We start from the raw sequence: 25055 nt of genomic DNA, 5'->3' as shown, positions 1-25055 counted from the left end.
GCAATTAAATAAAAAGCCAGTAACTCTACTGGCTTTTTAGTAAGCGTCATTGTTAGGCTTAAGTGCTCGACAACACGCGTTCCAGTTCTGCCATACCTGCCGGTAAATCTAATTCAGCACCCGCGAAACGCATACTTGAGCCAAGCGCGTGTAAAGTACGGAATAAATTATGGGCACGGCTTTGTTCACCCATTTGCCCAATACGCAGAATGTTCAAGCCAAAGGCTCCTGAAATTTCTACTTTATGTGCTTGTGACATATGCGCACGAACCATGTCCGCAGAAACTTGCTCAGGCACGACTAAGCCTACGACCGAATTTAAACGATGCTCTTTTTTGACTAATAAGCGTAAGCCCATTGCCTCAATACCCGCTTGTAACGCATTCGAGCAGCGCTCATGGCGGTAGAAGCGTTTTGGTAAGGTTTCTTCACACACCAAACGTAAGGCTTCGTGCAAGGCTAAAATCCCAGAGACCGGTGCGGTGTAGTGATAAGACTTTTGATTCCAGAATTTATCGGCTAAACCAGCATCCAAACACCAATGAAAAGGCAATTCAGCGCGATGTGCAATTTTTCTTTCCCAAGCCTCTTCTGAAAACGCCAGCAAAGAAACCCCAGGGATGGACGATAAACCTTTCTGACCACCCGTAATAATCGCATCGACTTGCCAGCGATCCATTTCTAAAGGCATGGTACTTAAAGTACAGACTGCATCTACAATTGTTAGGCAACCATAACGCTTAGCAAGTTTAGCAATATGCTCAAGGTTCTTATTACAAACAGTATTCGAGGTTTCGCCTTGCACCATGGTCACCACATCGTAGTTTCCGCGCTGCAATTCTTTCTCGACACGCTCAGGGTCAGCACTTTCATTATTGCCAAACTCTAAGAGGGTTGGCTCACCCCGCACACGACGCACTAACTCGGCTAAGCGCGAACTGAAATAACCATTACAAATACACAATACCCGTGACCCCGGAGTCACGAGATTGGCAACCGCCATTTCCATCGCGGCGGAACCAGGGCCGCTCACACCGAGCACATGCGAAGAGCGCGTCTGGAACACATAACGCCCCAAATCCTTCACTTGCCCAATGACACGATTCATGGTTTCGCCTAAGTGATTAATCACAATTGAATTCGCCGCCGCGACGCGTTGCGGAATCGGAACAGGACCCGCCCCCATCATTAGCAACGGTTCATCAGGCAATATATGCTCAAGCGGTACGATACTCGGCGCTTGGACGGATTCAATCATGGATAAAGATTCCTATGGTTTAGTTAAAGGGGGACGTTGTACGCCAAGCTATGTGCGATTGCAACAATCCTATGGTGCTATGCCTTAAGAGCCTCTTAAGATTTCACACGCAAACTACCTCCCATCGTAAATAAGATTTTTATGGACAAACGGGAGCGAAGCATGGTTAAAAATATATTACTGATTACGCTAAGTGTTGTGACGCTAGCTAGTATGAATACTGTTTATGCAGAAACACCTCAGCAAATCTTGGATAATTATCGTACTCAAGCAAAAACAGAAGTGGCTAACTTCAAAGATTTCTCGGCCACAAATGGCGAAACCTTCTTTAAAAACACCCATGGTTCAGATTGGAGCTGTGCGACCTGCCACACCAGCAATCCTCTGAAGCAAGGAAAACACGCCAGCACCAGTAAAGCGATTGATCCTTTATCACCCAATGCGAATGCCAAACGCTTTACTGAACCTGCTAAAGTTGAAAAATGGTTTAAGCGTAATTGCAAAGATGTATTAAAACGTGAGTGCACCACTTTAGAAAAAGGTGATGTGATGGCTTATTTAATGGCGCTAAAACCTTAAGGAGTGGCCATGAGAAAGTTACATAAATTTCTTGTACTCGGTTTATTGGCAACCGCCTTAACTAGCCTTGGCGTATTTCAGGCTTACGCCGATGATGATGAAGATGAGAAACAAGAATATAGCGAACATAAGGGTGACAAAGGTAGAGGGGAGCATGGAGAGAAAGGTGAAGCGAAAAATCTTGGCGTAAAACTCACCAATGAAACGTGGAAGACTGAATGCAGTGCTTGTCACATGGCCTATCCCCCAGGCTTATTACCCGCTGCCTCATGGCAGGCTTTAATGGGGGATTTACCCAATCACTTTGGTACAGATGCAAGTCTGGATGACCAAGTGATGAAAGAAATTCTACCGTTCTTAACTGAAAATGCTGCATCCGAGCGCCGTCAAGAAACGAATAAAGATGGTAAGCCGATGTTACGCATTACGGAAACGCAGTGGTTTAAAAAAGAGCATGATGAAATCTCCGCGGCTACTTGGAAGAGTGACAAAGTAAAAAGTGCCTCCAACTGTCTTGCCTGCCATACCACCGCAGAGCAAGGTAATTTCGACGAGGATAATGTGAAAATTCCGCGCTAAGGAGTGTTTATGTTGCAACGTATTTTGGTGTGGGACTTACCAACACGTGTGTTCCACTGGTCATTGGCTCTGAGTTTTCTTGGAGCCTATTTAAGCTCGGAAACTGAACGTTATCGCAATCTTCATATTGCTTTAGGCTATGTTCTAGCGGGCTTAATTATTTTCCGGCTGATCTGGGGACTTGTAGGCTCACCTTATGCCAAATTTAATTCATTTTTGTTTAAACCTAGTGAAATTATTGCTTACTTAAAATCACTGTTAACCACTAATCCTTTGCATTATATAGGGCATAACCCAGCGGGCAGTTTAGCGGTGTATTTATTGTTGGCATTAGGTGCGCTCACTGCATTTAGTGGTATGGGTCTATACTTTGAATGGGGCGGAAGCTTTGAAGAAAGTGAAGATTTCTTTGAGGAAATTCACGAATTTGCTGCTAATGGAATGCTGATCGTTGTGCTAATACACATTGCTGGTGTGGTAGTGAGTAGTGTTATGCACAAAGAAAACCTTCCCCGCTGCATGGTAACGGGTTATAAGCAATGCCAACACGATGAGGCTTCTTCGTCCAATCATACTTGGCTCGGCCTTGCCATGCTGGTCAGCATTGTGGGCTTTTTAAGTTATTACCTGTTGAGTTAAACATGCGCATTTTAGTTGTCGAGGATGACAGCTTACTCGGGGACGCACTGCAAGTCGGCCTGAAACAGGCTGGCTATGCGGTGGATTGGGTACGCGATGGTATTCAAGCAGAACAAGCTCTCGCCCATGAACCCTATGCGGCATTGGTCTTAGATCTGGGTCTACCCAAGCGCTCTGGCTTACAAGTGTTACGTCAACTGCGTCAACAAGACTCTGCGCTTCCGGTCATCATTCTCACCGCACGTGATACCGTGGATGATCGCATTCAAGGTTTAGATGCGGGGGCAGACGACTATCTCATTAAACCCTTCGATATGGGCGAGCTCTCAGCTCGTTTACGCGCTTTATTACGTCGCTCCAGTGGTTTTAGTCAGCCGTTATTACAAGTTGGTGACGTTGAGCTAGACCCAGCAGCACATCGCGTTACTTATAAAGGCAAAGTAGTTGAACTGGCGGCGCGTGAGTTTATGGTATTACAAACCTTTATGCTCGCGGCAGGACGTGTTTTATCACGTGCACAACTCGAGGAACGTTTATACGCATGGGGCGAAGAAGTAGAAAGTAATGCCATTGAAGTGCACATTCACCATCTGCGCAAAAAACTGTTTCCACAAGTCATTGAGACGGTGCGTGGAGTCGGTTATTTAATGCCACGTGATCGTCACCCATGACTAAAAATCTCTCTTTACGCAATCGCTTATTGATACTGGTATTAGGAGCGGTAAGCTTGGTCTGGGCGGCCGCGGCCATTTTTACCTATTACGACGCACGACACGAACTCAATGAAATACTCGATGCCCATCTGGCACAGTCGGCCACCTTGCTAGCCGCACAGTTTGCCGAAGAATTGGATGATATAGATACCGAACACGTCCCACTCTTACATAAATACTCAAGACGAGTGGCCTTCCAAGTCTGGGAAGAAGGCAAATTACGCTTACACTCCGAAAACGCTCCCTCAGAACCTTTAGCCACTAAACAAGAGGGCTTCAGTGATAGCACTATTCGTGGACAAAATTGGCGGGTATTCAGTACGCACTTGCAACATGAAGATGAGGAGTTAGCCCTTTATGTCGCTGAATTACGCGAAGTTCGTAATGAATTAGCACGCCATGTGGCACGTAATTTAATTGTACCTTTATTGATTGCCTTACCTATCTTGGGGCTATTGTTATGGTTTGCTGTGCGTGCCAGCTTGCGCCCCTTAGTCAGTCTCACCCAAGCGGTTGCCAAGCGTCAGCCAGAAAATCTTACCGATCTTACGATTGATGCCCCCAAAGAAGTGACGCCCTTAGTCGAGCGTCTTAACCATTTATTTCAGCGTACCCGTAATTTGATCGCTAATGAACGACGTTTTACAGCCGATGCTGCTCACGAATTACGTACACCCATTGCAGGCATTAAGGCACAAGTACAAGTCGCACAAGCAGCAGACAATCTAGCCGAACGTCAACGCGCCATGCAGCAAGCTTTACAAGGTTGTCATCATGCCACACACCTGATTGAACAATTGCTCACCTTGGCACGCTTGGAAAGTACTGCCAACGTGGCATGGCAAACCGTCGATCTCCATGCTTTAGCTGCTAAAGTCATTGCTGAGCGCGCCCCCGAAGCATGGCAGCAACAGGTCTGGTTAGAATTACATGCGGAGTGCGCCTGTGCGGTGCAAGGCTTACCCGCTTTGCTGGAAGTGTTGCTAAACAATTTAATTGATAATGCGATTCGTCACACCCCACCACAAACGCGCGTAAAAATTAAGGTAGTGTGCACTGGAGAAGAGGCTTGCCTTGAAGTCTGTGACAATGGCACGGGTGTAGCCGCTGATGAGTTGGAAAAAATTACCCAACGCTTCTACCGCCCGGCGGATAGCCTCACCAAAGGGACTGGTTTAGGCTTATCCATTGTGCAACGCATTGCCGACATTCATCACGCCCAATTGAAGCTTGAGCCAGCGGATCAGCACCAAGGTTTATGTGTTAGTGTGGTGTTTAGCTTATAATAGCCCGTTTCAAGCCCACTAGCGCGAGATACTATGAAGCACGACTATGACGATGATGAAGCAATCGAGATCATCAGCAAAGGCCAAACGCGCCGCGAAGCCGAAGCCTTACAAGTCCTTGGCGAGAAATTGATTGAGCTACCGCATGACAAATTAGTCCAACTCGATTTGCCTGAAAAACTATTGGATGCGGTGATCGAGGCGAAACGTTTAACCGCCCATGGTGCCTTACGTCGCCAACGCCAATATATTGGCAAACTCATGCGTCAAGTTGAACCCGAACCCATTCAAGCCAAATTTAATGAATGGGAAAACCAAGGCCGTGTTGAGATAGCCAAATTTCATCGTTTGGAGCAATGGCGTGATAAATTGATTGCCGATGAGGAGGCTTTAGGCAAATTAATGCAGGATTATGCTGAGGTCGATGTGCAGCATGTGCGTAATTTGATTCGTAATGCGCGCAAAGAAGCCAGTCTGCAGAAAGCGCCAAAAAGTAGCCGCGAACTGTTTCAGTATCTAAAAAACTTAAGCACTTGATAAGTGGAGGGGAAATCACTCTCCACTACCTTTATCTCGTTCATTAAACGCGCCGAAAACCTTCATCAAGGCTATAAAACTGCGGATTTAATGCAGCTAAGGGGGCTTTTAGCTTGTCGATTTCGGCGGCTGGGGCATGAATTTCAAGCCGAGCCAGTTTAGAAATTTTTAGCGCCTCTTGCAGTAAGTCCCCAACATTTTCCAGATGTGCCAATATAGCGGCACCATCTACGTAGCCTTCGCGGCAATGCGCCATATTCTCATAAAATGAAAAGGCATAATGCACGCAACCCGCTTCCGAGCGTGTTTTCTCAACAAACTTTATCCCCAAAGCTTTAAATGCCTCCATCTGTCCCTCTTGCACCTCAAAATAAGGTACTAAAGTGCAGCAAGTATCTCGCTCCAACATACGCTCCTCCTGATTAGTTGAATTACTCGAAAACCAAATGGCTTCTTTCCTCTTCATTATAGTCAGATTTTAACTGTACACTCACCAGCCTTATCACTTAGTCCTGTGCGTGATCGAAAGCTTTTTGTTATAGTCACCCTTCCCAATCCCATCATGATTCCTCTGGCAGGCGAGGTGCCTATGAAAGAACGTATTCAAAAATTGCTAGCGCGTGCCGGTTATGGTTCACGACGCGAGATTGAGCAGTGGGTCGTCGCCGGAGAAGTATTAGTTAATGGCCAAATGGCGCACCTAGGCCAACAAATTAGCACACAAGATAAAGTCTCTTGGCGTGGTAAAACCTTACATCTCGAATCGCGTCTACAGGCCACCCCTAAGGTTTTGCTCTATCACAAAACAGCCGGTGAGGTATGCACTCGTACCGACCCAGAAGGTCGCCCAACAGTCTTTGAAAATCTTCCGCGCCTTCGACAAGGGCGTTGGGTAATGGTCGGGCGTTTAGATGTCAATACCGATGGCTTATTACTCTTCACGACCGATGGCGAGTTGGCCAATCGTTTAATGCATCCTTCTTCGGAAATTGAACGCGAATATGCGACCCGTGTATTAGGGGAAGTGGATGCTGAGATGCTCCACCGCTTACAAACAGGGGTTGAATTAGAAGATGGCCCTGCCAAATTCTTACGCATCACCGATGCAGGCGGCGAAGGTGCTAATCATTGGTATCATGTAGTTCTAGCAGAAGGACGCAATCGCGAAGTTCGCCGTTTGTGGGAATCACAAGATGTCCGCGTTAGTCGCCTCATTCGGATTCGTTATGGGCATATTAGCTTACCTCGCCATTTGCGCGGCGGACATCACGAAGAACTCGATGTGAAAGGGATGCGCCGTTTGTATGAATCGGTGGGTTTAAGCTTTGATGATGGCTCATTGCAGCAAGAACGACCGCGTCGTACTGTCAACAAAGCACGCTCAGAACCAACATCGGAGCGCGGCGATTTTCGTAAATCCTCTACACCGCGCCCCCGTGTTGAATCACGCGAAAAACCTTATGCAAACGCACGCGCCAAATCCACTGGTCGCCCAAATCTAACCTCATCTAAACCGCGCTCACGCGATTAACCGAATTTCTGTAGGGCTAGTCTAGCAGCTACTGTTGCGTCTCCTCATCAATTGGCAAGCTTAAATCATAAAGCTTGCTTATGGAGATTAATATGATTCGCAGCACTCTTCTGATAGTCTCAACCCTACTGACGCTTAGTTATAGCATTACAGTTCAGGCAGTAGAAAAACCCAACGTGGATTTAATCCTCACCGAACACATCGATGAAGCCTGTCAGGGTACAGTGAAAAAGGCGAAAACAGCCGCCCCTAAAGACTGTATTCAATACCGTGTCACTATCACCAATCACGGTACTAGCACGATTCAACATTTGCGCATTAATACCAAAATTCCAGAGCATACCGTTCTAGAACAGATGCCCGAAAACGCTTTATGGCGCATCGAAGGCCAAAATTTACGTTTAGTGTTAAATGAATTACCCGCAGGGGAAGACAATAGCATCAGCTTTAATTATCGCGTCAAAGTTTTATAAACGTGATGGAGGCTCTTGCAGCAAATTGTTCAACACTGCTTGGTGGTGTTGAACTTGCCGCGCTAATTGCAAACGATGGCTATTAAAAATAGCGAGCAAGTTTTCCAAGGTATCACCAAAATCATCATTGATGACTAGATAATCATATTCATCATAATGCGACATTTCTTGGCGTGCATCACGCATACGGCGTTGAATTACCGCTTCATCATCTTGATTACGCGCCCGCAATCGCTGCTCCAAAGCTTCGCGACTGGGCGGTAGTATAAAAATACTGACTACCTCTTCAGTCGCTGACTTGACCAAACGTGCGCCCTGCCAGTCAATTTCTAAAATCACATCCACCCCCGCATCCAATAACGTCTGCACCGCAACACGCGAAGTACCGTAATAATTATCAAATACCTTGGCATATTCCAAAAATAAGCCCTGCTCGATTTCACGCTGAAAAGTTTCCACATCAACAAAGTGGTAATGGACGCCATTTTCCTCCCCGGGGCGGGGCTTGCGAGTCGTGTGAGAAACCGACACTTTGACATAGTTTAGACGCGCGCATAAGGCATTCATTAGACTGGTTTTTCCAGCGCCTGATGGCGCAGAAACGATATAAAGTTGACCTGGTTTCATAAGCAATCCTAAGCTAAAGCCTGAGCCAGCTTGACCTAACAGACAAGCGCACATAGCAGTAAAGTTGTGAATGTGTTAAAGATGTAATTATAAAAGGAAGCGTAAGCGAGTGAACATGACAGGATGCACAAATTCAGTAAGCGGGAGGTGCAAAGCATGATTCAAGTTATCCGAATTCCTGCCTTTACCGATAATTATATCTGGTTAATTACGAATGAAGCGCGCCGATATGGCGTTTTGGTGGATCCGGGTTCAGCGGCTCCCGTCTTAGCCGAATTAGAGCAGCGTCAGATAGAGCCGCTCGCGATCCTCATTACCCACAAACATAATGATCATATAGGTGGTATTAACGCTATTCGCGAAAAATACCCCCACATTGAAATTTATGGACCCGCTACAGAAGAGATTCCACACCGCGATCACGCCCTAACAGAAGGCGATTTAGTGCATTTTGATAAACTGGACGCTACCTTCCAAGTGATGGATGTTTTCGGACATACTGCGGGGCATATTGCTTATCACGGTGAGGCGAGTTTGTTCTGTGGTGATACCATTTTCGGTGCAGGCTGCGGCCGTGTTTTTGATGGCACGATGGAAGACTTACACCACGCCCTCCACCGTATTGCCCAATTGCCACCGGAAACGCTTATTTACTGTGCCCATGAATACACCTTGGATAACCTAGGTTTTGCCAAATGGGTAGAACCGGATAATAAGGATATTGACGAGCGCCAAGAAGATTGCTGGGAATTATTGGATTCAGGTCAGGCAACCGTACCTTTTACGCTAGAAATGGAATTTAAAACCAATCCCTTCTTGCGCACCCATATACCCGAAGTCATTGCTAAAGCCGAAGAAGTGGCTGGGCGAGAGCTGGCAACACAATCAGAGGTTTTCGCAGCCTTGCGCATTTGGAAAGACACCGAATACGACTAACTCCATAGCGTTAAGGCTAGTGCTATTGAATAAAATTATGTTAGCTATCGTTTTATGCTTGCTAGCCTTAACCCTAAGCTGGCTGATCTCCCAAGTCAAAATAGATCGCTGTTTAGATAATGGTGGGAGATGGAATTATAAAAACGAAGGGTGTGAGTTTGACTGAAGCACCCTCTAGGTACGGCGTAATACATCCAAAAATGCCTTGCCATAACGCGCTAATTTTTGCTGCCCAATCCCGCTGATTTGTGCCATTTGCGCTAAGGTCTGTGGTCGTTCTTCGAGTAAATTTGCAAGGACTTTATTACTCAAAATGACATAGGGTGGAACGTTTTGCTCGCGCGCAAGGAGTAAACGCACTTCGCGCAACAATTCCCACAAAGTCTCATCGGCAATTTTCATCAAGCTTGGCTTAACGGCTTTATGCTTTTCTTTTGAGATTTTACGTTCGCGGCGCAACGATAAACGCTCCTCACCGCGTAATAAAGGGCGGGCTTTTTCGCTGAGTTTTAGTGCACCATATTCAATATCGCTGTCTAAATACCCCAAGGCGATTAGCTGGCGGAACAAACTACGCCATTGTGCAACACTTAACTCTTTACCAATTCCGAACGTGGACACGCTATCATGTCGATTCGCTTTAATGCGCTCGTCATCTTTGCCGATTAATACTTCAATCACATAATTCACCCCGAAGCGCTGTCCAGTGCGATAGACACAGGATAAGGCTTTGCGGGCAGCCTCACTAGCCTCCCACGTTTCAGGCGGATTCAAACAATTATCACAATTGCCACAAGGCTCACTACCCTCCTCCCCAAAATAACTCAACAACGCTTGGCGACGGCAAGAACTCATCTCACACAAGCCCAATAAGGCTTCTAATTTGTGATGTTCAACACGCTTATGTTGCACACTTGCAGTCGACTCATCGCTCATGCGTCGTAAAGTGATGGCATCTTGTAAGCCATAAGCCATCCACGCATTTGCTGCCTCACCATCACGTCCGGCACGCCCCGTTTCTTGGTAATAGGCTTCAATACTTTTTGGCAAGTTTAGGTGCGCTACAAAGCGTACATCAGGCTTATCGATCCCCATGCCAAACGCAATCGTAGCGACAATAATAATACCGTCTTCGCGTAAAAAACGCTCTTGGTGATAGCGACGTAATTCCGCCGGTAAACCTGCATGATAAGGTAAGGCAATACGTCCTTGTTCAGACAACCAGTTCGCAATTTCTTCTACTTTTTTACGCGACAAGCAATACACAATACCTGCATCGTCCGCATGATGGATTTGAATAAAACGCCATAATTGTTGACGTGCACTACTTTGCTCCGTTTCTTGAATCTGATAGCGGATATTAGGGCGATCAAAGCTATTAATGAAAACGACTGGATCTTGTAGCGCGAGATGATCGATGATTTCTTGGCGGGTACGCAAATCGGCCGTGGCGGTTAAGGCCAAGCGTGGCACCCCTTCGAAGCGCTCCGCTAAAATAGCAAGCTGTTGATACTCAGGGCGAAAATCATGTCCCCACTGTGATACGCAATGCGCCTCATCAATGGCGAATAAGGCCAAGCCATGATTCGCGTGCACCAAGGTTAATAAATTCAACATCCGTGCCGTTACTAGACGTTCGGGTGCGACATACACTAAATCCAACTCACCTGCTAACAAATGCCTTTCAGTCGCTTGCCATTCCTCCATAGTCAAACTGGAGTTAATGAAGGCGGCACGAATGCCTAATTGTTTTAAAGCATCGACTTGGTCTTGCATGAGGGCGATCAAGGGCGAAATCACCACCCCGACACCTTTTAGGGTCAACGCAGGAATTTGATAGCAGAGTGATTTACCGCCTCCGGTAGGCATTAAAGCCAACACATCCCGTCCCGCCAACACCGATTCGATAATAGACTGCTGGTTGAGACGAAACTCGTCATAGCCATAGATGGTTTTAAGGATTTGTTGGGCACGTTTCATGGAGTGGTATTATGCGGATTCTCTTAAAGCTTGGGTATAAAGTTTTGTTAAGCAACCCCAGAGCGGCAGCGTAGTTTTTGAAAAAAACGACTCTAGACCGCTTTCATAAATCAACTATTAAGCAATTCGCAGTGGTAGAGACCGATGATTAAATTAAAACCTAACAGAGGCAGTAGCGGCTGATACGGTTTGTCTAAAAATTAAAAAATCGACTCATTGCTTATGCTATATAAAGAAATTTAATTTAATAAAAATAATCCGTTTTCTAATTTAGAGAAACTTATGTATTGCTTTAATGTAAAAGTATCTAGCTTGAGTTTTGGCGGTGAAAGTGCTGGTACAGAACCCATTTTTTTTAGTAGTTCAGTGGAGGTCTTGACGGTTGCTGCCTTGATTGAACGGACTGTTACTGAGCAAATTAAGCAACAAGCTAAGCCAAAAACAATGGCTAAATTACCAGAAGAAATACACCGTGCCCAACAAGCATTTCAAGAAAATCACTATTTCATTATTGCTGATGGTCGGCAGCTGACTACGCTTGATGAGACTATTACGCTACGAGCGAATAGTGAGGTGCAATTTATACGCTTACTGCCCTTAATAGGAGGATAAAAATGACAATAACACTCGAAGAACCCCCACAAAGCACTAAGCTAACCACAGAGTCGGTCAATCAGGAAAGCAGCTATTTAAGTTTACTAAAGCAGCAAATTGAGCCAGGTGAAGCTTGGGCGGATGATGCACACATTTTTATGGCAACATTGGATGCTACACAGCAGCAAGCATGGTCAGAATTAATTGAGTTGTGTCGCACTGCTAAGAGTACTGCGCCCTCAGCAAAGTGGCTAAAAAGCGCTCGAAAAATGATGGCAGTGATTGGCGCACATCATGTTGAAGCCAAACTACTAGATTGGTTACCCTTACTAAAACACGACCGCACTGACGATAGGGATCAAAGCGATGCGTTTGCGCCTTGGACTAATGAGTGCATTACACCAGAAAAATTTACACTCAATAATATATCTGTCCTTAAAAGCTTAATTTGGTTAGCACAAGATTTTAATACGCCTGCCATGCGTAGCTGCTTACGTCAGGTCGCTAGCATGATGTATAAGAAAATCCCCTATGTCGGTATGCGTAGTGTAAAGCTTGCTAATACAGCGGTCATGACGTTAGGGAATATGGGTGACGACGGCATGGCACAAATTATTATACTGCGTGCCAATACTAAATTTATCTCCGCCTCAAAGCAGATTAATCGTATCCTCGAAAAGATTGCTAGTGCAGAAGGTGTTACCGTTCAAGAATTAGAAGAACGCTCTTTGCCGGATTATGGTCTTACGGAAATAGGGCTGCATCGTGTAAAGATACGGGACTTTACTGCAAAAATCACACTCACACAGGTGGGGGAAGCAGAGGTAGTCTGGCTGAAGTCGGATGGCACAGAGCAGAAAACTGTACCTACTGCCATTAAGTCTCTGGCTCTGACCAAAGAGACTCAGGCGCTTGCGCAGGAATTAAAAATTATTAGTTCGGCCTACAGTAAGCGTTTAGAACAAAGTTATTTGAATCTTGAAAGCTATTCGCTTGAGCAATGGCTAAAAAAATATATTAATCATCCTATTATGGGGGTATTAGGCCGGCGTTTAATTTGGCGTATTGAGCAGGATAAGCAAATACTTGATGTTATCTATCAGCAAGATCATTTTGTTGATGTCCAAGGTCAAGGTATTGCGCTGCCTGAAGCTGGCCAAGTCCGCTTGTGGCATCCTATTCACGCTCGCACAGAAGTGATTGAGCAGTGGCGACAATTCATTATGCAGCAGCAAATTACGCAGCCGTTTAAACAAGCACACCGTGAGGTTTATAGTGTAACGGAGGCTGAGCGTACCAGCGTCGATCATAGTTTACGCTTTGCTGGACATGTATTGAGCCAATACCAGCTACATGCTATTGCTACCCATCGTACTTGGGAGCAAAAGCGTGGTGGCGATTGGGATAGCGGCGACAACACTGCTGCGTATCGCAAACTTCCACAGCACAATCTCATTATTGCTTTTAAAAATACCCCGATTAGCTTAGCAGGCGAGGGCGTTTATACTTACTTAACTTCACAAGAAGTTCGTTTTGCCGCGATCAATGCTCCCTATGGACAGTCATTGGCACTAGACAGCGTGCATCCACTCATCTTTTCAGAGATTATGCGCGACATTGATCTCTTTGTGGCGCTTGCCAGTGTAGGTAATGAGCCTGAATGGCGCGAGCGGATGAATACTGCGCAATGGCATGATTATTGGGATCGCTATAGTTTTGGTGATTTGAGTCTGCTAGCTAAAACCCGTCAGGCCACACTGAAGAGCCTAATTCCCAGTTTGAAAATTGCGAAGCAACTAGCGCTTGAGGGGAATTTTTTATGTGTGCAAGGTCAATTACGCCGCTACAAAATCCACTTAGGTTCAGCCAATATTTTAATGGAGCCGGATGACCGCTATCTCTGTATTGTAGAAAGTACAGGCAGTACTAAGTGCTATCTACCTTATGAAGGTGATGTACGTTTGTCGATGATTTTATCCAAGGCAATGTTGTTGGCTGCGGATGATAAGATTAAAGATTCAAGTATTTTGTCGCAGATTCAGCGTTAATCCATGTAAAAAACTAAGGCTATCTGCAAGGATAGCCTTGTATTTAGAATTTTGCCCACCATTATATTTACTTGCCTCTCTATACTCATGAGTGTTGCATCGTTTTTGATTTATGAAAGCGCTCTTCTATATTTAGGCTTAATGGCGATACGAGGGAGTTAAATATGTTAGAACTTAGACTAAGTGAAGCGCGTGGCAAAGCCAATTTGGGTTGGTTGGACTCAAAACATAGTTTCTCATTTGGTTCTTATTACGATCCCGAACAAGTAGGCTTTTCCGATTTATTGGTGATCAATGATGATACAGTCCAAGCGGGACAAGGTTTTGGTACGCATCCGCACCGCGATATGGAGATTTTTTCCTATGTCTTAGAAGGTGCGTTGGCACATAAAGATTCCATGGGTAATGGTTCAGTCATTGAAACAGGCGATGTGCAAATGATGAGCGCTGGCACAGGCATTACGCACAGCGAATTTAATGCTTCACCATCAGCATTAGTCCACTTTTTACAAATTTGGATCGTACCCAATCAAAAAAGTGTCAAGCCCCGTTATCAGCAAATCCACTTTAGTGATGAAGAAAAACGTGGGCGCTTACGTTTGATTATTTCCCCCGACGGAGCACAAAACTCTTTATCTGTGTATCAAGATACGCGGGTTTACGCAGGCTTATTCGATGGTAATGAGCAAGCACAGTTGACATTAGCTGAGCAACGCTATGCCTATGTGCATGTGGCTCGCGGATCCATAAAGGTCAATGGTCAGCGATTAGAAACGGGTGATGGTGTACGGATTCGCGATGAGACAAGCTTGAACTTTAGTGAGGGTAAGCAAGCGGAGGTCTTGGTGTTCGACTTGCGTCCTAAAGAAAGACCGCAACTCTAAGGTGCTCCTACGCCGTTTAACACTTCTATAAACACACAAAACTGGCTTGCTTGCCACGCCTTTTTGCGTTAAAACCGACTTATATTTTAAGCGGAAGCTAATGCAATGACATCCGAAACCACAGTGGCGCGTGCGCTCTGGCGGCACTTACCTTCAGTTGATCGCTTATTGCAATCAACTGAATGCCTAAACTGGCTAGCTAGCTATGGTCATACAGAAACAACTCAAGCCCTGCGCCGAGCTTTAGAGCAAGCGCGTCAACACTTGACTGAGCTAACCCTCCCCCCTAGTGAGGCTGAGTTATTAAAATCCGCTCACACTATTTTGCAAAAGCGTGCTAGCTCCCAATTGCGAGCGGTATTCAATCTTACCGGCACGGTGCTACATACCAATCTTGGACGTGCTACCTTAGCGGAAAGTGTCATCGAGGCTGTGGCGCGAGCGGCACGTTCGCCTTGTGCCTTGGAATATGCTTTGGATGAGGGTGAGCGTGGCGATCGTGATGAGGTGGTACGCGAATTATTGTGCGAATTGACCGGTGCCGAAGCGGCCACTGTGGTCAATAATAATGCCGCTGCCGTATTTCTCTTGCTTAATACCCTTGCCAACCGTAAAGAAGTGATTGTTTCGCGTGGCGAGTTGGTCGAAATCGGCGGTGCCTTTCGTGTGCCAGACATTATGAAGCGTGCAGGGGCAAAATTAGTGGAAGTCGGCTGTACTAATCGCACCCATGCGAAAGATTATCGTGAAGCGATCAGTAAGCGTACTGCTCTCTTAATGAAAGTTCATGCCAGTAATTATGCGATTCAAGGTTTTACGCATACGGTGCCCAATACGGAAGTGGCTGCCATGGCACATGAACATGGTTTAACGTTCGTGGAGGATTTGGGCAGTGGTACTTTGATTGATTTGGAACGCTGGGGATTGCCTCATGAACCGACACCGCGTGAAGCACTCAAGGCTGGTGCAGATTTGGTCAGCTTTAGTGGCGATAAATTATTAGGTGGGCCACAAGCAGGTATTTTGGTCGGGCGCAACGATTTGATTCAAAAGCTGAAAAAGAATCCACTCAAACGCGCCTTACGCTTAGGCAAATTGACCCTTGCTGCGCTAGAGGCAACTTTGCACTTATATCGCAATCCAGAAGCTTTGCCGCAACAACTCGAAACGCTGCGCTTACTCACCCGTTCTAGTGATGAGATTGTCGCACAGTGTCGACGCATTCTGCCCAGTATGCAGTGTTTTATGACCCCCTTAGATGCGCAAGTTACGATTGAGCCTTGTAGTTCGCAGCTCGGTTCTGGCTCACTCCCCATTGAACGCTTGCCTTCTGCTGCTTTAGTGATTCGCACGAATGCAAAACGTGGCGCTGGCTTAAATCAAATCGAAAAACGTTTAAGAGCCTTGCCGACGCCGGTCATTGGGCGGATTGCTGAACGTGCTTTGTGGCTTGATTTACGCTGTTTGCGCCCTGAGCAAGAAGCTGACTTACAAAGCCAATTAATGCAAGTGCAAACGACATGATTATTGGCACAGCAGGACATATTGATCACGGCAAAACCAGCTTAATCCAAGCACTAACCGGTATTGATACTGACCGTTTACCTGAGGAAAAACGGCGCGGTATCACGATTGAGCTGGGTTTTGCTTATTTACCAACGCCTGATGGGCGCATTCTTGGTTTTGTCGATGTGCCCGGACATGAAAAGTTTGTCCACACCATGACTGCGGGCGCGAGTGGTATTGATCATGCCTTGCTAGTCATTGCGGCGGATGATGGCATTATGCCCCAAACGCGCGAACACTTGACCATTCTGCAATTTATGCAGGTTCGTGGTTTAACGGTAGCGCTGACTAAAGGAGATCGGGTCGATGCCAATCGCCTTGAACAACGCAAAGCTGAAATTAAGGCTTGGCTTCAGGAACACGCTTTAACCGCTCCTATTTTCCCCGTCGTTGCCCCCACTCAAACTGGCATTCCTGCATTACGCGAACATTTATTTCATTTAAGCTATGCTCACACATCTAGTAAGAAACAAGGCTTACGGTATGCGATTGATCGCTGCTTTATTTTACAAGGTCACGGGGTCACTGTTTCTGGCTTAATCCATAGCGGTAGCGTGCAAGTGGGTGACACACTTACCCTAAGCCCCGCTGGTATTCCAGTGCGCATTCGTTCGATTCATGCCCAAAACCAAGCAAGCCAGCAAGCGCAAGCGGGTGAACGCTGCGGCTTGGTGCTAGTCGGTGTGGAGCGTGAGCAAATTGAGCGCGGTGCTTGGCTGTTGGCTAATGATTTACACGCACCTGTTGAGCGTTTTGATGCCTATCTACAAGTCGCCAAAGAGACTAACAGTGCGTTACAGGATGGCCTACAAGTCATGTTGCATCATGGCGCAGAACGTTTGCCAATGCGCTTGGTCTTGCTCGATCAAGCACGATTAAAAGCGGGCGAATCAGGCTTGGTACAATGCTGTTTGGAGCGGCCTTTGCCGGTTTTTTGGCAAGATCGCATCGTGCTACGGGATATAGCAGGGCAAAGTACCTTGGCGGGTGGCACAGTATTAGCTATCCAAGCCCCCTTAAGAGGCCGCAAAAAGCCTGAGCGTTTTCCTGCTTTACAGGCCTTGCGCCAAACTCATCCCGCACAAGCGTTAGCAAGTTTAGCCCTCTTAAGTGATCACGCCGTTTCAGTGCAAACTTGGGCGCGTGCCATGAATCAAGTACCAGCAGATTTATTGGCGGCCACCCAGACGCTCCTACCTGAAAGTAAGGTACTCGAACCTAACAAGCAGGCATGGCTAGTCACAGCTAAACAACAACATGACTGGCAAAACCGCTTACAGGAACGCTTAAATCACTTTCATGCACAACAGCCTGATGAAGCTGGTTTATCCACCGAACGCTTGAGACGTATGTCATTTCCGCATTTAGACAAGCATTTATTTGCCGCCTTAGTGGACGACTGGCTAGTACAAGGTTTATTAGCCCAAACAGGTAATTTTCTGCACTCACCGACGCATGTTTTAAGTTTATCTGAGTCAGAACAAGCTATTTGGGAACGCTTAAGCCCTCTCCTAGAGCAAGGCGGGTTCGAGCCACCTTGGGTGCGCGAGTTAGCGCAAGAAACGCAATTAGCGGAGCATGTAGTACGTCAAGTGTTGAGCAAACAAGCGCGACGTGGCGAGCTTTATCAAATTGTGCCCGATTTGTTTTATCTGCCTGCGACATTAACTGGTTTAGCGCAGATTGTGCGCGAGCAGGCACAACCGATTTTAAATGTGATAAGTTTTCGTGATGCACTCGGGATTGGACGCAAACGTGCGATCCAGATTTTGGAGTTTTTTGATCGTGTAGGCTTTACGCGCCGTATAGTGGGTCTTGGCGCACAAGGGAAAAAGCGTGATGAACGTTTATTACGAAACCCAGATTTGTTTTAAGTAGGGTATAGTTGAAGCGTGGAAGGGTGGCGCACTCCGGTGGGGCGTCCAGACTTCAAATTTGGGAGAGGCTGTCACACGGCTTCTGGTGGGTTCGACTCCCATACCCTTCCGCCATTTTTAGTGATTACATAGGCAAAGTTTCACATTCTAACCAAGCCAAATAATCCAACGCTTGCTCCCTATCTGTTCCACACATTTCCAAACTTGGCTGCAAGGCAGCACATACCTTGGGTCGTAATGGACTGGTAAATAATTCGCAGCGCCAGTCCCCTATTAAATGCAAGCAAGCACTAGCAGCCGGTTTGCCTTGCGGATGCTTGGGCATTGGCGAAGAAATGGAAGGTGCGATACAACACGCTGCACAAGCTTTGCGACATTCCACTTAACGTCGCTCCAAACGCATTTTTAGCTCACCCTTTGGGCGCAAGGTTAGTCGACACTCATGAGTCACGACCGTAGCGGGTGGCAAGCTTAAACGAAAACGTTGTGCCAAAATCGCAATGGCTAACACCGCTTCCACCATACCAAACATCTTGCCAATACAGACCCGTGGCCCCACGCTAAAAGGAAGGTACAAAAACTTGTCGGGGCGCTTATTAGCATCCATAAAACGCTCGGGTATAAAAGCATCTGGCTGCTCCCAATAATCACGGTGGCGATGCAATAACCACGGCACTACTAGCATCATCGAACCGGCTGGAATCTTGGTTCTTTTCTTATCCAGCATCACATCATCATGCTTGGCTTGACGCGAGAGAATTGGAACGGGTGGATATAAGCGCATGGTTTCTTCAAAGACCGAGCGTGTATAAGGCAAGTTCACCACATCCTCATACGTCGGCAAGCGCCCCGCTAAAACACGCTCCAATTCCTCGTGTAATTTTGCCTCCACCTCGGGGGCTTGCGATAAACAATACCAAACCCATGACAGTGCATTGGCGGTCGTTTCATGGCCTGCCATAAATAACACAATGAGTTCATTACGAATGCCCTCAAAGGAAATGGCTTGACCTTTGCTCGCTTGATTGGCAGCCAGCAATTCTGACAACAGCGTATGTTCGTACTGACTCTGATCAGCCTTGGCAATAATAGTGTCAATGATTTGATGAATGCGCTTAGCGGCCGGTTTGGCTTTACCCATGTGTAACATCGGCCACCAGTCGGGCAAACCGAGGAAATTACTCATATGGATTTGCTCAATCGCGCGTTGATAATCGGCAAAAGCATCAATCACGGCTTTGGCACTTTCATTTAAGCGCGTACCAAATAACGCACGGGCAATAATTTCTGAAGTTAATTCGCCCATCGCAGATAAGACACTTATTGAAGCCCCCTCAGGTAACGCTGCCCAGCGCTCCACCATTTCCAGCGAGGTATCAATCATGACTTGGCTATAGGCGATAATATGATTTTGATCGAATAAGCCATTTTGTAATAAACGGCGGTTTTTCCACACTTCCCCATCACTAATAAATAAGCCATCGCCCAATAAAGGCTCTAGGGCTTTGCGCATTTGCGGGCTTTTACTTTCATAATTATCTTTTTGGGTGAGAAAAACGTATTTAACAAACTCTGGTTTATTAACAATAAAAATATGGCGATTAAGGATTTTTCGCGCCATGAATTTGTAGCGGAACGAGTCCTCGCTCCAAAACGATAACAAGTCTCGCCGCGCACTGAACAAGGTAGCCAGAGCACCTAAATCGGAGCTATGGCGTTTGGGATAGGGGGGAATGAACGGCGCAGTCATGGTAGTAGATAATCGGTATTGGCGAAAAAGCTCCATTATACCACAAGCGTGCATTGGCTTAGGAGGATTGCCATAAGACCTAAGTCAAGCAATCCGATTTCAATAAAAGGCGGCTAACGATTAGGCAAACAACTTTTCCTGCCAGCAGTGCAGCTTGGCAAGACGCAAGCATTGAAGCTGTCTCAAGGGTGGTATAGGAAAGTTCACCTATATGATTTCGCTAAAGCAAGGCCGTTTTTTGTGTATTTATTTTAAGCCCGCTTGCCCTATGGGTTGTATTTATACACTGTCACTACGTCCAAATTTTATGTTACAGTAATGTTTTATCATTCCACATGGGAGGCACGCAGATGATTGTTCAAACTCAACTCAATGCACATACAGCAAGAACAACGATCACTGGGTGCTGGGAATAGTTTAAGCAAAACTTATTCATCACTTGCTTATTCCTCGCTGATATTTATTCAGCCTTCTGTTATTCCCGCCTTCATTTCTACCCGAGTGCCCTCGTTTTAATTGCTCTACTAACTTTTAAATCTAGAGTGGCATTTACTCATGCAAACAAACGTATTACTAAACCTTGGGTGGCGTCCTGCCTTCCAGCAACAATTAAGTTTAAATGAATTAGAAACTTACACACCTGCTCGTATTATCGCGCAACATCGTTCGGAATATGTGCTACAAACTGAGCAAAGTGAAATTCACCTTCCCATTCTGCACTCCCTGCCAGCGCTTACGGTAGGTGATTGGTTATTATTAGATAGTCAACACCATTTTGTGCGCGAGTTGGAACGCTTTTCACTGTTTAGTCGCAAAGCAGCGGGTCATAAAAATGCCTTGCAATTGATTGCGGCGAATGTGGATACCCTGTTTATTGTGATGTCGTTAAATCATAATTTTAATTTGAATCGGCTTGAGCGCTATTTAGCTTTAGCGCATGAGGCACAGGTTGAGCCGCTCATCGTACTAAGCAAAGCCGATTTATGCCCTAATCCTGACGATTATGTGCAGCAAGTACAACAGCTGGGTGGGCGTTTATTAGTAGAAGTAATTAATGGGTTGGATGCCAACAGTGTGGCAAAGCTGAAACCTTGGTGCAGCGCCGGACAAACCATCGCTTTATTAGGTTCTTCAGGGGTTGGAAAATCAACGTTGATTAATAGCCTATTGGGACAATCCACGCAAATGACAGGCGCGATTAGCGCGGAACAGGATAAAGGACGCCATACCACTACTTCACGCTCATTGCACGTCATGCCCATGGGTGCTCTATTACTCGACACGCCCGGCATGCGTGAATTGCAACTCAGCGATTGTGAGGAGGGGGTGGCAACCACTTTTTCCGAAATCAGCGACTTAGCGCAACATTGCCGCTTTGCCGATTGCCAGCACGAACATGAACCCGGTTGTGCGGTACAAGCTGCGATTCAAACAGGTGAATTAAGCTTAAGGCGTTTGCAAAATTATCGTAAATTGCAACGCGAACAAGCGCATAATTCAGCCAGTTTGGCCGAGAAACATGCGCTCGCACAAAAACACGGGCGTTTAATCAAGGCTATTCAAGCTGAAAATCGCAAGGAAAAGAAAGGTTACTAAATGCAAACACGATGGACTGTGGAACACTTATTCGCCGCGAAACAAGCTCAAATAATCGGTGAGCAGCGTGAAGCGACCGGTATTTGGAAAACACCGCTAGTGCAAGCCGAAGTCACCTCACTGGGCATTGAGGGCGATATTCAAGTGGATAAACGCTTTCACGGTGGTGTGAACAAAGCGCTACACCAATACGCCCTAAATAGTTATGCGCTATTGCAGCAAGCTTTTCCGCACTTAAGCGCCCAACTTATTGCGGGAAGTATGGGTGAAAATCTAAGTGCAGCAGGCATGAGTGAAGACACAGTTCATATGGGCGATATTTTCCGCATGGGCGGCGTACTGGTGCAAATTGCTGAACCACGCTCGCCCTGTTGGAAAATTAATAGCAAATTTGGTGAGCCGCGCCTAGCCAAAGCCATGGCCGAACAAGCCATTTCTGGCTGGTATTATCGTGTATTGGAAACAGGCACACTTAAGATAGGTGATCCGATCCAATTAGTAGAACGCCCCAATGCCGTGTCTATGTCGGAATTTTTACGAACCTATGCAGAACATCGACCGAGTTTGAACGCTATGCAGCGCCTAGCGCAGTGCCAAGGTTTAAGTCCGCTATGGCAAAATAAAGTGCAACAACGCCTCCAGTTTTTAAGCCAATTGAATTTACCTATTTGAAAAATATCATGTCTAAACCGCTATCTAATCTCTGGCAACAAACGGCTCCCAATCAATTACAAACCCAAGCTTTACAAGGTTCGCACCAAGCCGATTTAACTATTATTGGTGGTGGCTTTACGGGTTGTTCGGCGGCGTTACATGCTGCGCAACAAGGCGCAAGCGTCTGCTTATTAGAAGCCAATCAGATCGGTTATGGGGGTTCTGGGCGCAATGTAGGCTTGGTAAATGCCGGTCTATGGTTGCCGCCAGAAACCATTGCCAAACAATTGGGAGAGCCAGCGGCGACGCATTTGACCACTATGCTGGGAGCTGCGCCAGAATTGGTATTCCAGCTCATTCGTCAATATGAAATTGACTGCGAGGCGGTGCGTAATGGCACTTTGCATTGCGCACATACCGCTAGTGGTTTAGCAGATTTGCAAGATCGCTACCGTCAACTAAAAGCCTTAGGTGCACCTGTGAGCTTACTAGATGCAGAGCAAACAGCACAGCGGACTGGCTCACGCGCGTTTCAGGGTGCGCTACACGACGCACGTGCAGGTACGATTCAACCGTTGGCCTATTGCCAAGGCTTAGCGCGTGCGGCGCAACAATTGGGTGCACAATTATATGAGCAATCACCTGTGCAACAGGTGACGCGGGTTGGTAATGACTGGCGCGTACAAACTGCGCAAGGCCAAGTACTTAGCAAAGCTTTATTGCTTGCGACTAATGCTTATCACCAAACGATTAACGCGCTACCTTCGCCTGAATCCATTCCCGTTTATTATTTCCAATTGGCAACTAAACCGCTGAGCTCTAAAGCCTTGCAAAGTATTTTGCCCAATCGTGAAGGTTGCTGGGATACTGCGACTGTGATGTCCTCGTTCCGACTTGATCAATCAGGGCGCTTATTAATTGGTGCGATTGGCTCGCTGGAACATGCCGGCAAAACCATTCATGAACGCTGGGCACAACGTAAATTGGCTGAGTTATATCCAGAACTAGCGGATCAGACTTTAGAATTCGCTTGGTGTGGGCGTATTGCCATGACTTCAGATCATGTGCCGAAAATTCTGCAACTGGGTGAAAACGCTTATGCAGTATTTGGTTATTCAGGCCGTGGGATTGGCCCTGGAACGATGTTTGGTAAAACCTTAGGTGAATTCTTAATAGGCAAAACCGACCCAGCTAGTTTGCCCTTGCAGCCTATCGCGCACTATCATGAATCGTTACGCAGCGCTAAACAGGTTTATTATGAAATGGGCGCTAGTTTGATGCACCTCGTGAGCGCTCGCTAAAGCCGAATATCCCTATCTCTAGTGGGTAGTAAGGTCTAGCTCTGATGGAGTAGCTAATCCCGCAAGACCTTCGCTGCCCACACTTGCTAATCCGCATCAGACCTTGGCATTCGCTGTTTTAAAGCATTTAACATCGAAAAATCCGATGTTAAACCCGCACAAATATCATTATTCAGCGCAAGGTGCGCTTCCTAGAATGAGCCGCAACACAACGCAACGCGGCTTAAGATATGATGCAAGAGCAATTTCCTTGGTTAAAAAAAGAATATCAACACCATGTGGAGAAGATTCTTTCTTCTGTGGGAGGATTGGTTAGTTTATTAGGTTTATTGTGGGTCAGTAATCTCAGCATTGGACTCAATCATGGAGTCATGCTGGTTGCCTCGATGGGTGCTTCAGCAGTGCTACTCTTTGCCATGCCGCATGGCGCTTTATCGCAGCCTTGGCCGTTATTAGGTGGGCACATGTTATCAGCATTTATCGGTGTCACTTGCGGATTAATGACTTCTGATATCTTCTTTGGCTCAGCCTTAGCGGTGTCTTTGGCGATTGCGGGCATGTACTATTTGAATTGCCTGCATCCTCCAGGAGGTGCTACCGCTTTAAGTGCCATTATTGGCGGCGATGCTGTGCACCAATTGGGCTATCAATATTTGCTTACGCCCGTCTTACTCAATGTTTTGACGATTTTAGCCATTGCGATTGTCTTCAATTATCCGTTTAAATGGCGGCGTTACCCTTTCAATAAAGCATCGTGAATGGATCTTGAGCAAGTTCGTACTTTTCTCGCTGTCGCAGCGCATGGCAGCTTCATGGAAGCCGCAACACGCCTACATATTACGCAATCCACAGTGAGTGCTCGGATTCAAAATCTTGAAGCTTATCTGCGCACCTCGTTATTCACACGTAATCGCTCCGGCGCAAGCCTCACACCAGCAGGCAAACGCTTTTTACGTCACGCTAAAACACTGCAACTGACCTTCGAACAAGCCCGCCATGATGTGGGTTTGCCGCAGCGTTATCAAGCGAGCCTAACGATCGGCGCACGAATTGCCTTATGGGATGCAGGGCTACTGTCGCAATGGGTCGGTGAGATTCGCAGACACATGCCCGAAGTATCGATTCGTAGTGAAATTGGTTTCGAAGAAGACCTCATGCGCCGTTTAATGGCCGGAACCATGGATATTGCGCTGATGTATACACCGCAACATGGTTATGGCTTAACAGTAGAACATCTCTTTGACGAGACTCTAGTACTGGTTGGTAATGCAGCTGATCAGGCGTGGCCGGATGAAAATTATGTTTATGTGGACTGGGGGCCCGGCTTTTATGCGGAACACAGCAATCGCTTCCCTGAATTAGAACGGCCTGCTTTAGTGGCTAATATCGGCTGGCTCGCGGTGCAATTGGTGATTCAAAATGGTGGTTCTTGTTTCTTACCAAAACGCATGGCCGATCAATTAGTGGCCGAAGGCAAACTCGCCATTATTGCCAATAGTCCAACCCTGCGCTTACCCGCCTATATGGTTTACCCTACCCAAACACAAGCTGAATGCCAACGCGCGTTAAAATTATTAAGGCAATTATTAAAATAGTTTACTTTAGTAGCAAAGCTTACGACTTTTCACTAATAGTGAGATTAAGAAT

General features: G+C 46.4%; 25 protein-coding genes and 1 tRNA gene. 20 read left to right on the top strand and 6 right to left on the bottom strand.

The features are described from left to right. Positions 1 to 58: 58 nt before the first annotated feature. On the bottom strand, positions 59 to 1258 hold the full coding sequence (locus A3IE_RS0101125; protein WP_020393729.1) for a pyridoxal-phosphate-dependent aminotransferase family protein: 1200 nt from the start codon (positions 1256 to 1258) through the stop codon (positions 59 to 61). A 162-nt stretch (positions 1259 to 1420) separates the two neighbouring features. Here A3IE_RS0101125 and A3IE_RS0101120 point away from each other — a divergent pair, with 162 nt between their 5' ends. The 6 genes from A3IE_RS0101120 to yjgA are packed head-to-tail and all read left to right on the top strand — an operon-like array spanning position 1421 to position 5591. After that, entirely contained in the window at positions 1421 to 1837 is a 417-nt protein-coding gene (locus A3IE_RS0101120) for a DUF1924 domain-containing protein (protein ID WP_020393728.1), read from the top strand. Between the two features lie 9 nt (positions 1838 to 1846). Beyond that, positions 1847 to 2416, top strand: coding sequence for a diheme cytochrome c (locus A3IE_RS19565; RefSeq protein WP_020393727.1), 570 nt, complete (start codon positions 1847 to 1849; stop codon positions 2414 to 2416). 9 nt (positions 2417 to 2425) lie between these two features. After that, entirely contained in the window at positions 2426 to 3055 is a 630-nt protein-coding gene (locus A3IE_RS0101110) for a cytochrome b/b6 domain-containing protein (protein WP_020393726.1), read from the top strand. 2 nt (positions 3056 to 3057) lie between these two features. Then, a complete protein-coding gene (locus A3IE_RS0101105; RefSeq protein WP_020393725.1) occupies positions 3058 to 3726 on the top strand; it encodes a response regulator in 669 nt (222 codons plus the stop codon). Beyond that, positions 3723 to 5054 (top strand): ATP-binding protein, encoded by a 1332-nt coding sequence (locus tag A3IE_RS0101100; protein ID WP_020393724.1) that lies wholly within the window; start codon positions 3723 to 3725, stop codon positions 5052 to 5054. Before A3IE_RS0101105 ends, A3IE_RS0101100 begins: the two co-directional genes overlap by 4 nt. A gap of 33 nt (positions 5055 to 5087) precedes the next feature. Continuing rightward, positions 5088 to 5591 (top strand): ribosome biogenesis factor YjgA, encoded by a 504-nt coding sequence (gene yjgA, locus A3IE_RS0101095; protein ID WP_020393723.1) that lies wholly within the window; start codon positions 5088 to 5090, stop codon positions 5589 to 5591. 43 nt (positions 5592 to 5634) lie between these two features. Here yjgA and A3IE_RS0101090 read toward each other — a convergent pair whose 3' ends face one another. Further along, positions 5635 to 6000: a putative quinol monooxygenase gene (locus tag A3IE_RS0101090; protein ID WP_020393722.1), complete on the bottom strand. Its 366-nt coding sequence runs from the start codon at positions 5998 to 6000 to the stop codon at positions 5635 to 5637. Between the two features lie 180 nt (positions 6001 to 6180). On the opposite strand from A3IE_RS0101090, the gene rluB reads away from it, so the two are divergent. Beyond that, positions 6181 to 7122: a 23S rRNA pseudouridine(2605) synthase RluB gene (gene rluB, locus A3IE_RS0101085; protein ID WP_020393721.1), complete on the top strand. Its 942-nt coding sequence runs from the start codon at positions 6181 to 6183 to the stop codon at positions 7120 to 7122. A 92-nt stretch (positions 7123 to 7214) separates the two neighbouring features. Further along, on the top strand, positions 7215 to 7595 hold the full coding sequence (locus A3IE_RS0101080) for a hypothetical protein (RefSeq protein ID WP_020393720.1): 381 nt from the start codon (positions 7215 to 7217) through the stop codon (positions 7593 to 7595). Here A3IE_RS0101080 and gmk read toward each other — a convergent pair. After that, positions 7590 to 8222: a guanylate kinase gene (gene gmk, locus A3IE_RS0101075; RefSeq protein WP_020393719.1), complete on the bottom strand. Its 633-nt coding sequence runs from the start codon at positions 8220 to 8222 to the stop codon at positions 7590 to 7592. The two genes, A3IE_RS0101080 and gmk, sit on opposite strands and share 6 nt — an antisense overlap. A 156-nt stretch (positions 8223 to 8378) precedes the next feature. Between gmk and gloB the strand changes: the two genes are divergently transcribed. Further along, positions 8379 to 9158, top strand: coding sequence for a hydroxyacylglutathione hydrolase (gene gloB / locus A3IE_RS0101070; RefSeq protein ID WP_026154714.1), 780 nt, complete (start codon positions 8379 to 8381; stop codon positions 9156 to 9158). A 174-nt stretch (positions 9159 to 9332) separates the two neighbouring features. On the opposite strand, the gene recQ is transcribed toward gloB, so the two are convergent. Further along, the gene (gene recQ / locus A3IE_RS0101065) at positions 9333 to 11138 is read right to left on the bottom strand and encodes a DNA helicase RecQ (protein ID WP_020393717.1); all 1806 of its coding nucleotides are present in this window, start codon (positions 11136 to 11138) and stop codon (positions 9333 to 9335) included. A 282-nt stretch (positions 11139 to 11420) separates the two neighbouring features. Here recQ and A3IE_RS19560 point away from each other — a divergent pair, with 282 nt between their 5' ends. The 6 genes from A3IE_RS19560 (at position 11421) to A3IE_RS0101035 (ending at position 18221) form a co-directional block, all read left to right on the top strand. Continuing rightward, positions 11421 to 11750, top strand: coding sequence for a hypothetical protein (locus A3IE_RS19560; protein WP_020393716.1), 330 nt, complete (start codon positions 11421 to 11423; stop codon positions 11748 to 11750). Between the two features lie 2 nt (positions 11751 to 11752). Further along, positions 11753 to 13780 carry a DUF4132 domain-containing protein gene (locus A3IE_RS0101055; RefSeq protein ID WP_020393715.1) on the top strand — a complete coding sequence of 676 codons (2028 nt, stop codon included), beginning with the start codon at positions 11753 to 11755 and terminating at the stop codon, positions 13778 to 13780. Between the two features lie 164 nt (positions 13781 to 13944). Further along, complete coding sequence (locus A3IE_RS0101050; RefSeq protein WP_020393714.1) at positions 13945 to 14664, top strand: pirin family protein; 720 nt, start codon at positions 13945 to 13947, stop codon at positions 14662 to 14664. Between the two features lie 105 nt (positions 14665 to 14769). Further along, positions 14770 to 16188, top strand: a complete 1419-nt coding sequence (gene selA / locus A3IE_RS0101045; protein WP_020393713.1) for an L-seryl-tRNA(Sec) selenium transferase — start codon at positions 14770 to 14772, stop codon at positions 16186 to 16188. Beyond that, complete coding sequence (gene selB, locus A3IE_RS19555) at positions 16185 to 18104, top strand: selenocysteine-specific translation elongation factor (protein WP_020393712.1); 1920 nt, start codon at positions 16185 to 16187, stop codon at positions 18102 to 18104. The genes selA and selB overlap by 4 nt, the downstream gene beginning before the upstream one ends. Before the next feature lie 20 nt (positions 18105 to 18124). Continuing rightward, positions 18125 to 18221, top strand: a tRNA-Sec gene (locus A3IE_RS0101035). A gap of 10 nt (positions 18222 to 18231) precedes the next feature. On the opposite strand, the gene A3IE_RS0101030 is transcribed toward A3IE_RS0101035, so the two are convergent. Together A3IE_RS0101030 and A3IE_RS0101025 are read right to left on the bottom strand one after the other, a co-directional pair. Then, positions 18232 to 18489, bottom strand: coding sequence for a hypothetical protein (locus A3IE_RS0101030; protein ID WP_020393711.1), 258 nt, complete (start codon positions 18487 to 18489; stop codon positions 18232 to 18234). Continuing rightward, positions 18490 to 19857 carry a cytochrome P450 gene (locus A3IE_RS0101025; protein WP_020393710.1) on the bottom strand — a complete coding sequence of 456 codons (1368 nt, stop codon included), beginning with the start codon at positions 19855 to 19857 and terminating at the stop codon, positions 18490 to 18492. A 555-nt stretch (positions 19858 to 20412) separates the two neighbouring features. On the opposite strand from A3IE_RS0101025, the gene rsgA reads away from it, so the two are divergent. The 5 genes from rsgA (at position 20413) to A3IE_RS0101000 (ending at position 25003) form a co-directional block, all read left to right on the top strand. Further along, complete coding sequence (gene rsgA / locus A3IE_RS0101020; RefSeq protein WP_020393709.1) at positions 20413 to 21453, top strand: ribosome small subunit-dependent GTPase A; 1041 nt, start codon at positions 20413 to 20415, stop codon at positions 21451 to 21453. After that, positions 21454 to 22125, top strand: coding sequence for an MOSC domain-containing protein (locus A3IE_RS0101015; protein ID WP_020393708.1), 672 nt, complete (start codon positions 21454 to 21456; stop codon positions 22123 to 22125). Between the two features lie 8 nt (positions 22126 to 22133). Continuing rightward, positions 22134 to 23408: an NAD(P)/FAD-dependent oxidoreductase gene (locus A3IE_RS0101010; protein WP_020393707.1), complete on the top strand. Its 1275-nt coding sequence runs from the start codon at positions 22134 to 22136 to the stop codon at positions 23406 to 23408. 230 nt (positions 23409 to 23638) lie between these two features. Further along, a complete protein-coding gene (locus tag A3IE_RS0101005; RefSeq protein WP_020393706.1) occupies positions 23639 to 24166 on the top strand; it encodes an HPP family protein in 528 nt (175 codons plus the stop codon). Then, positions 24167 to 25003 carry a LysR family transcriptional regulator gene (locus tag A3IE_RS0101000; RefSeq protein WP_020393705.1) on the top strand — a complete coding sequence of 279 codons (837 nt, stop codon included), beginning with the start codon at positions 24167 to 24169 and terminating at the stop codon, positions 25001 to 25003. It begins immediately after the preceding gene. Positions 25004 to 25055: the final 52 nt, after the last annotated feature.

The sequence above is a fragment of the Thiolinea disciformis DSM 14473 genome (assembly GCF_000371925.1).
GTDB lineage: Bacteria > Pseudomonadota > Gammaproteobacteria > Thiotrichales > Thiotrichaceae > Thiolinea > Thiolinea disciformis.
This window is presented reverse-complemented; position numbering and strand designations above follow the sequence as displayed.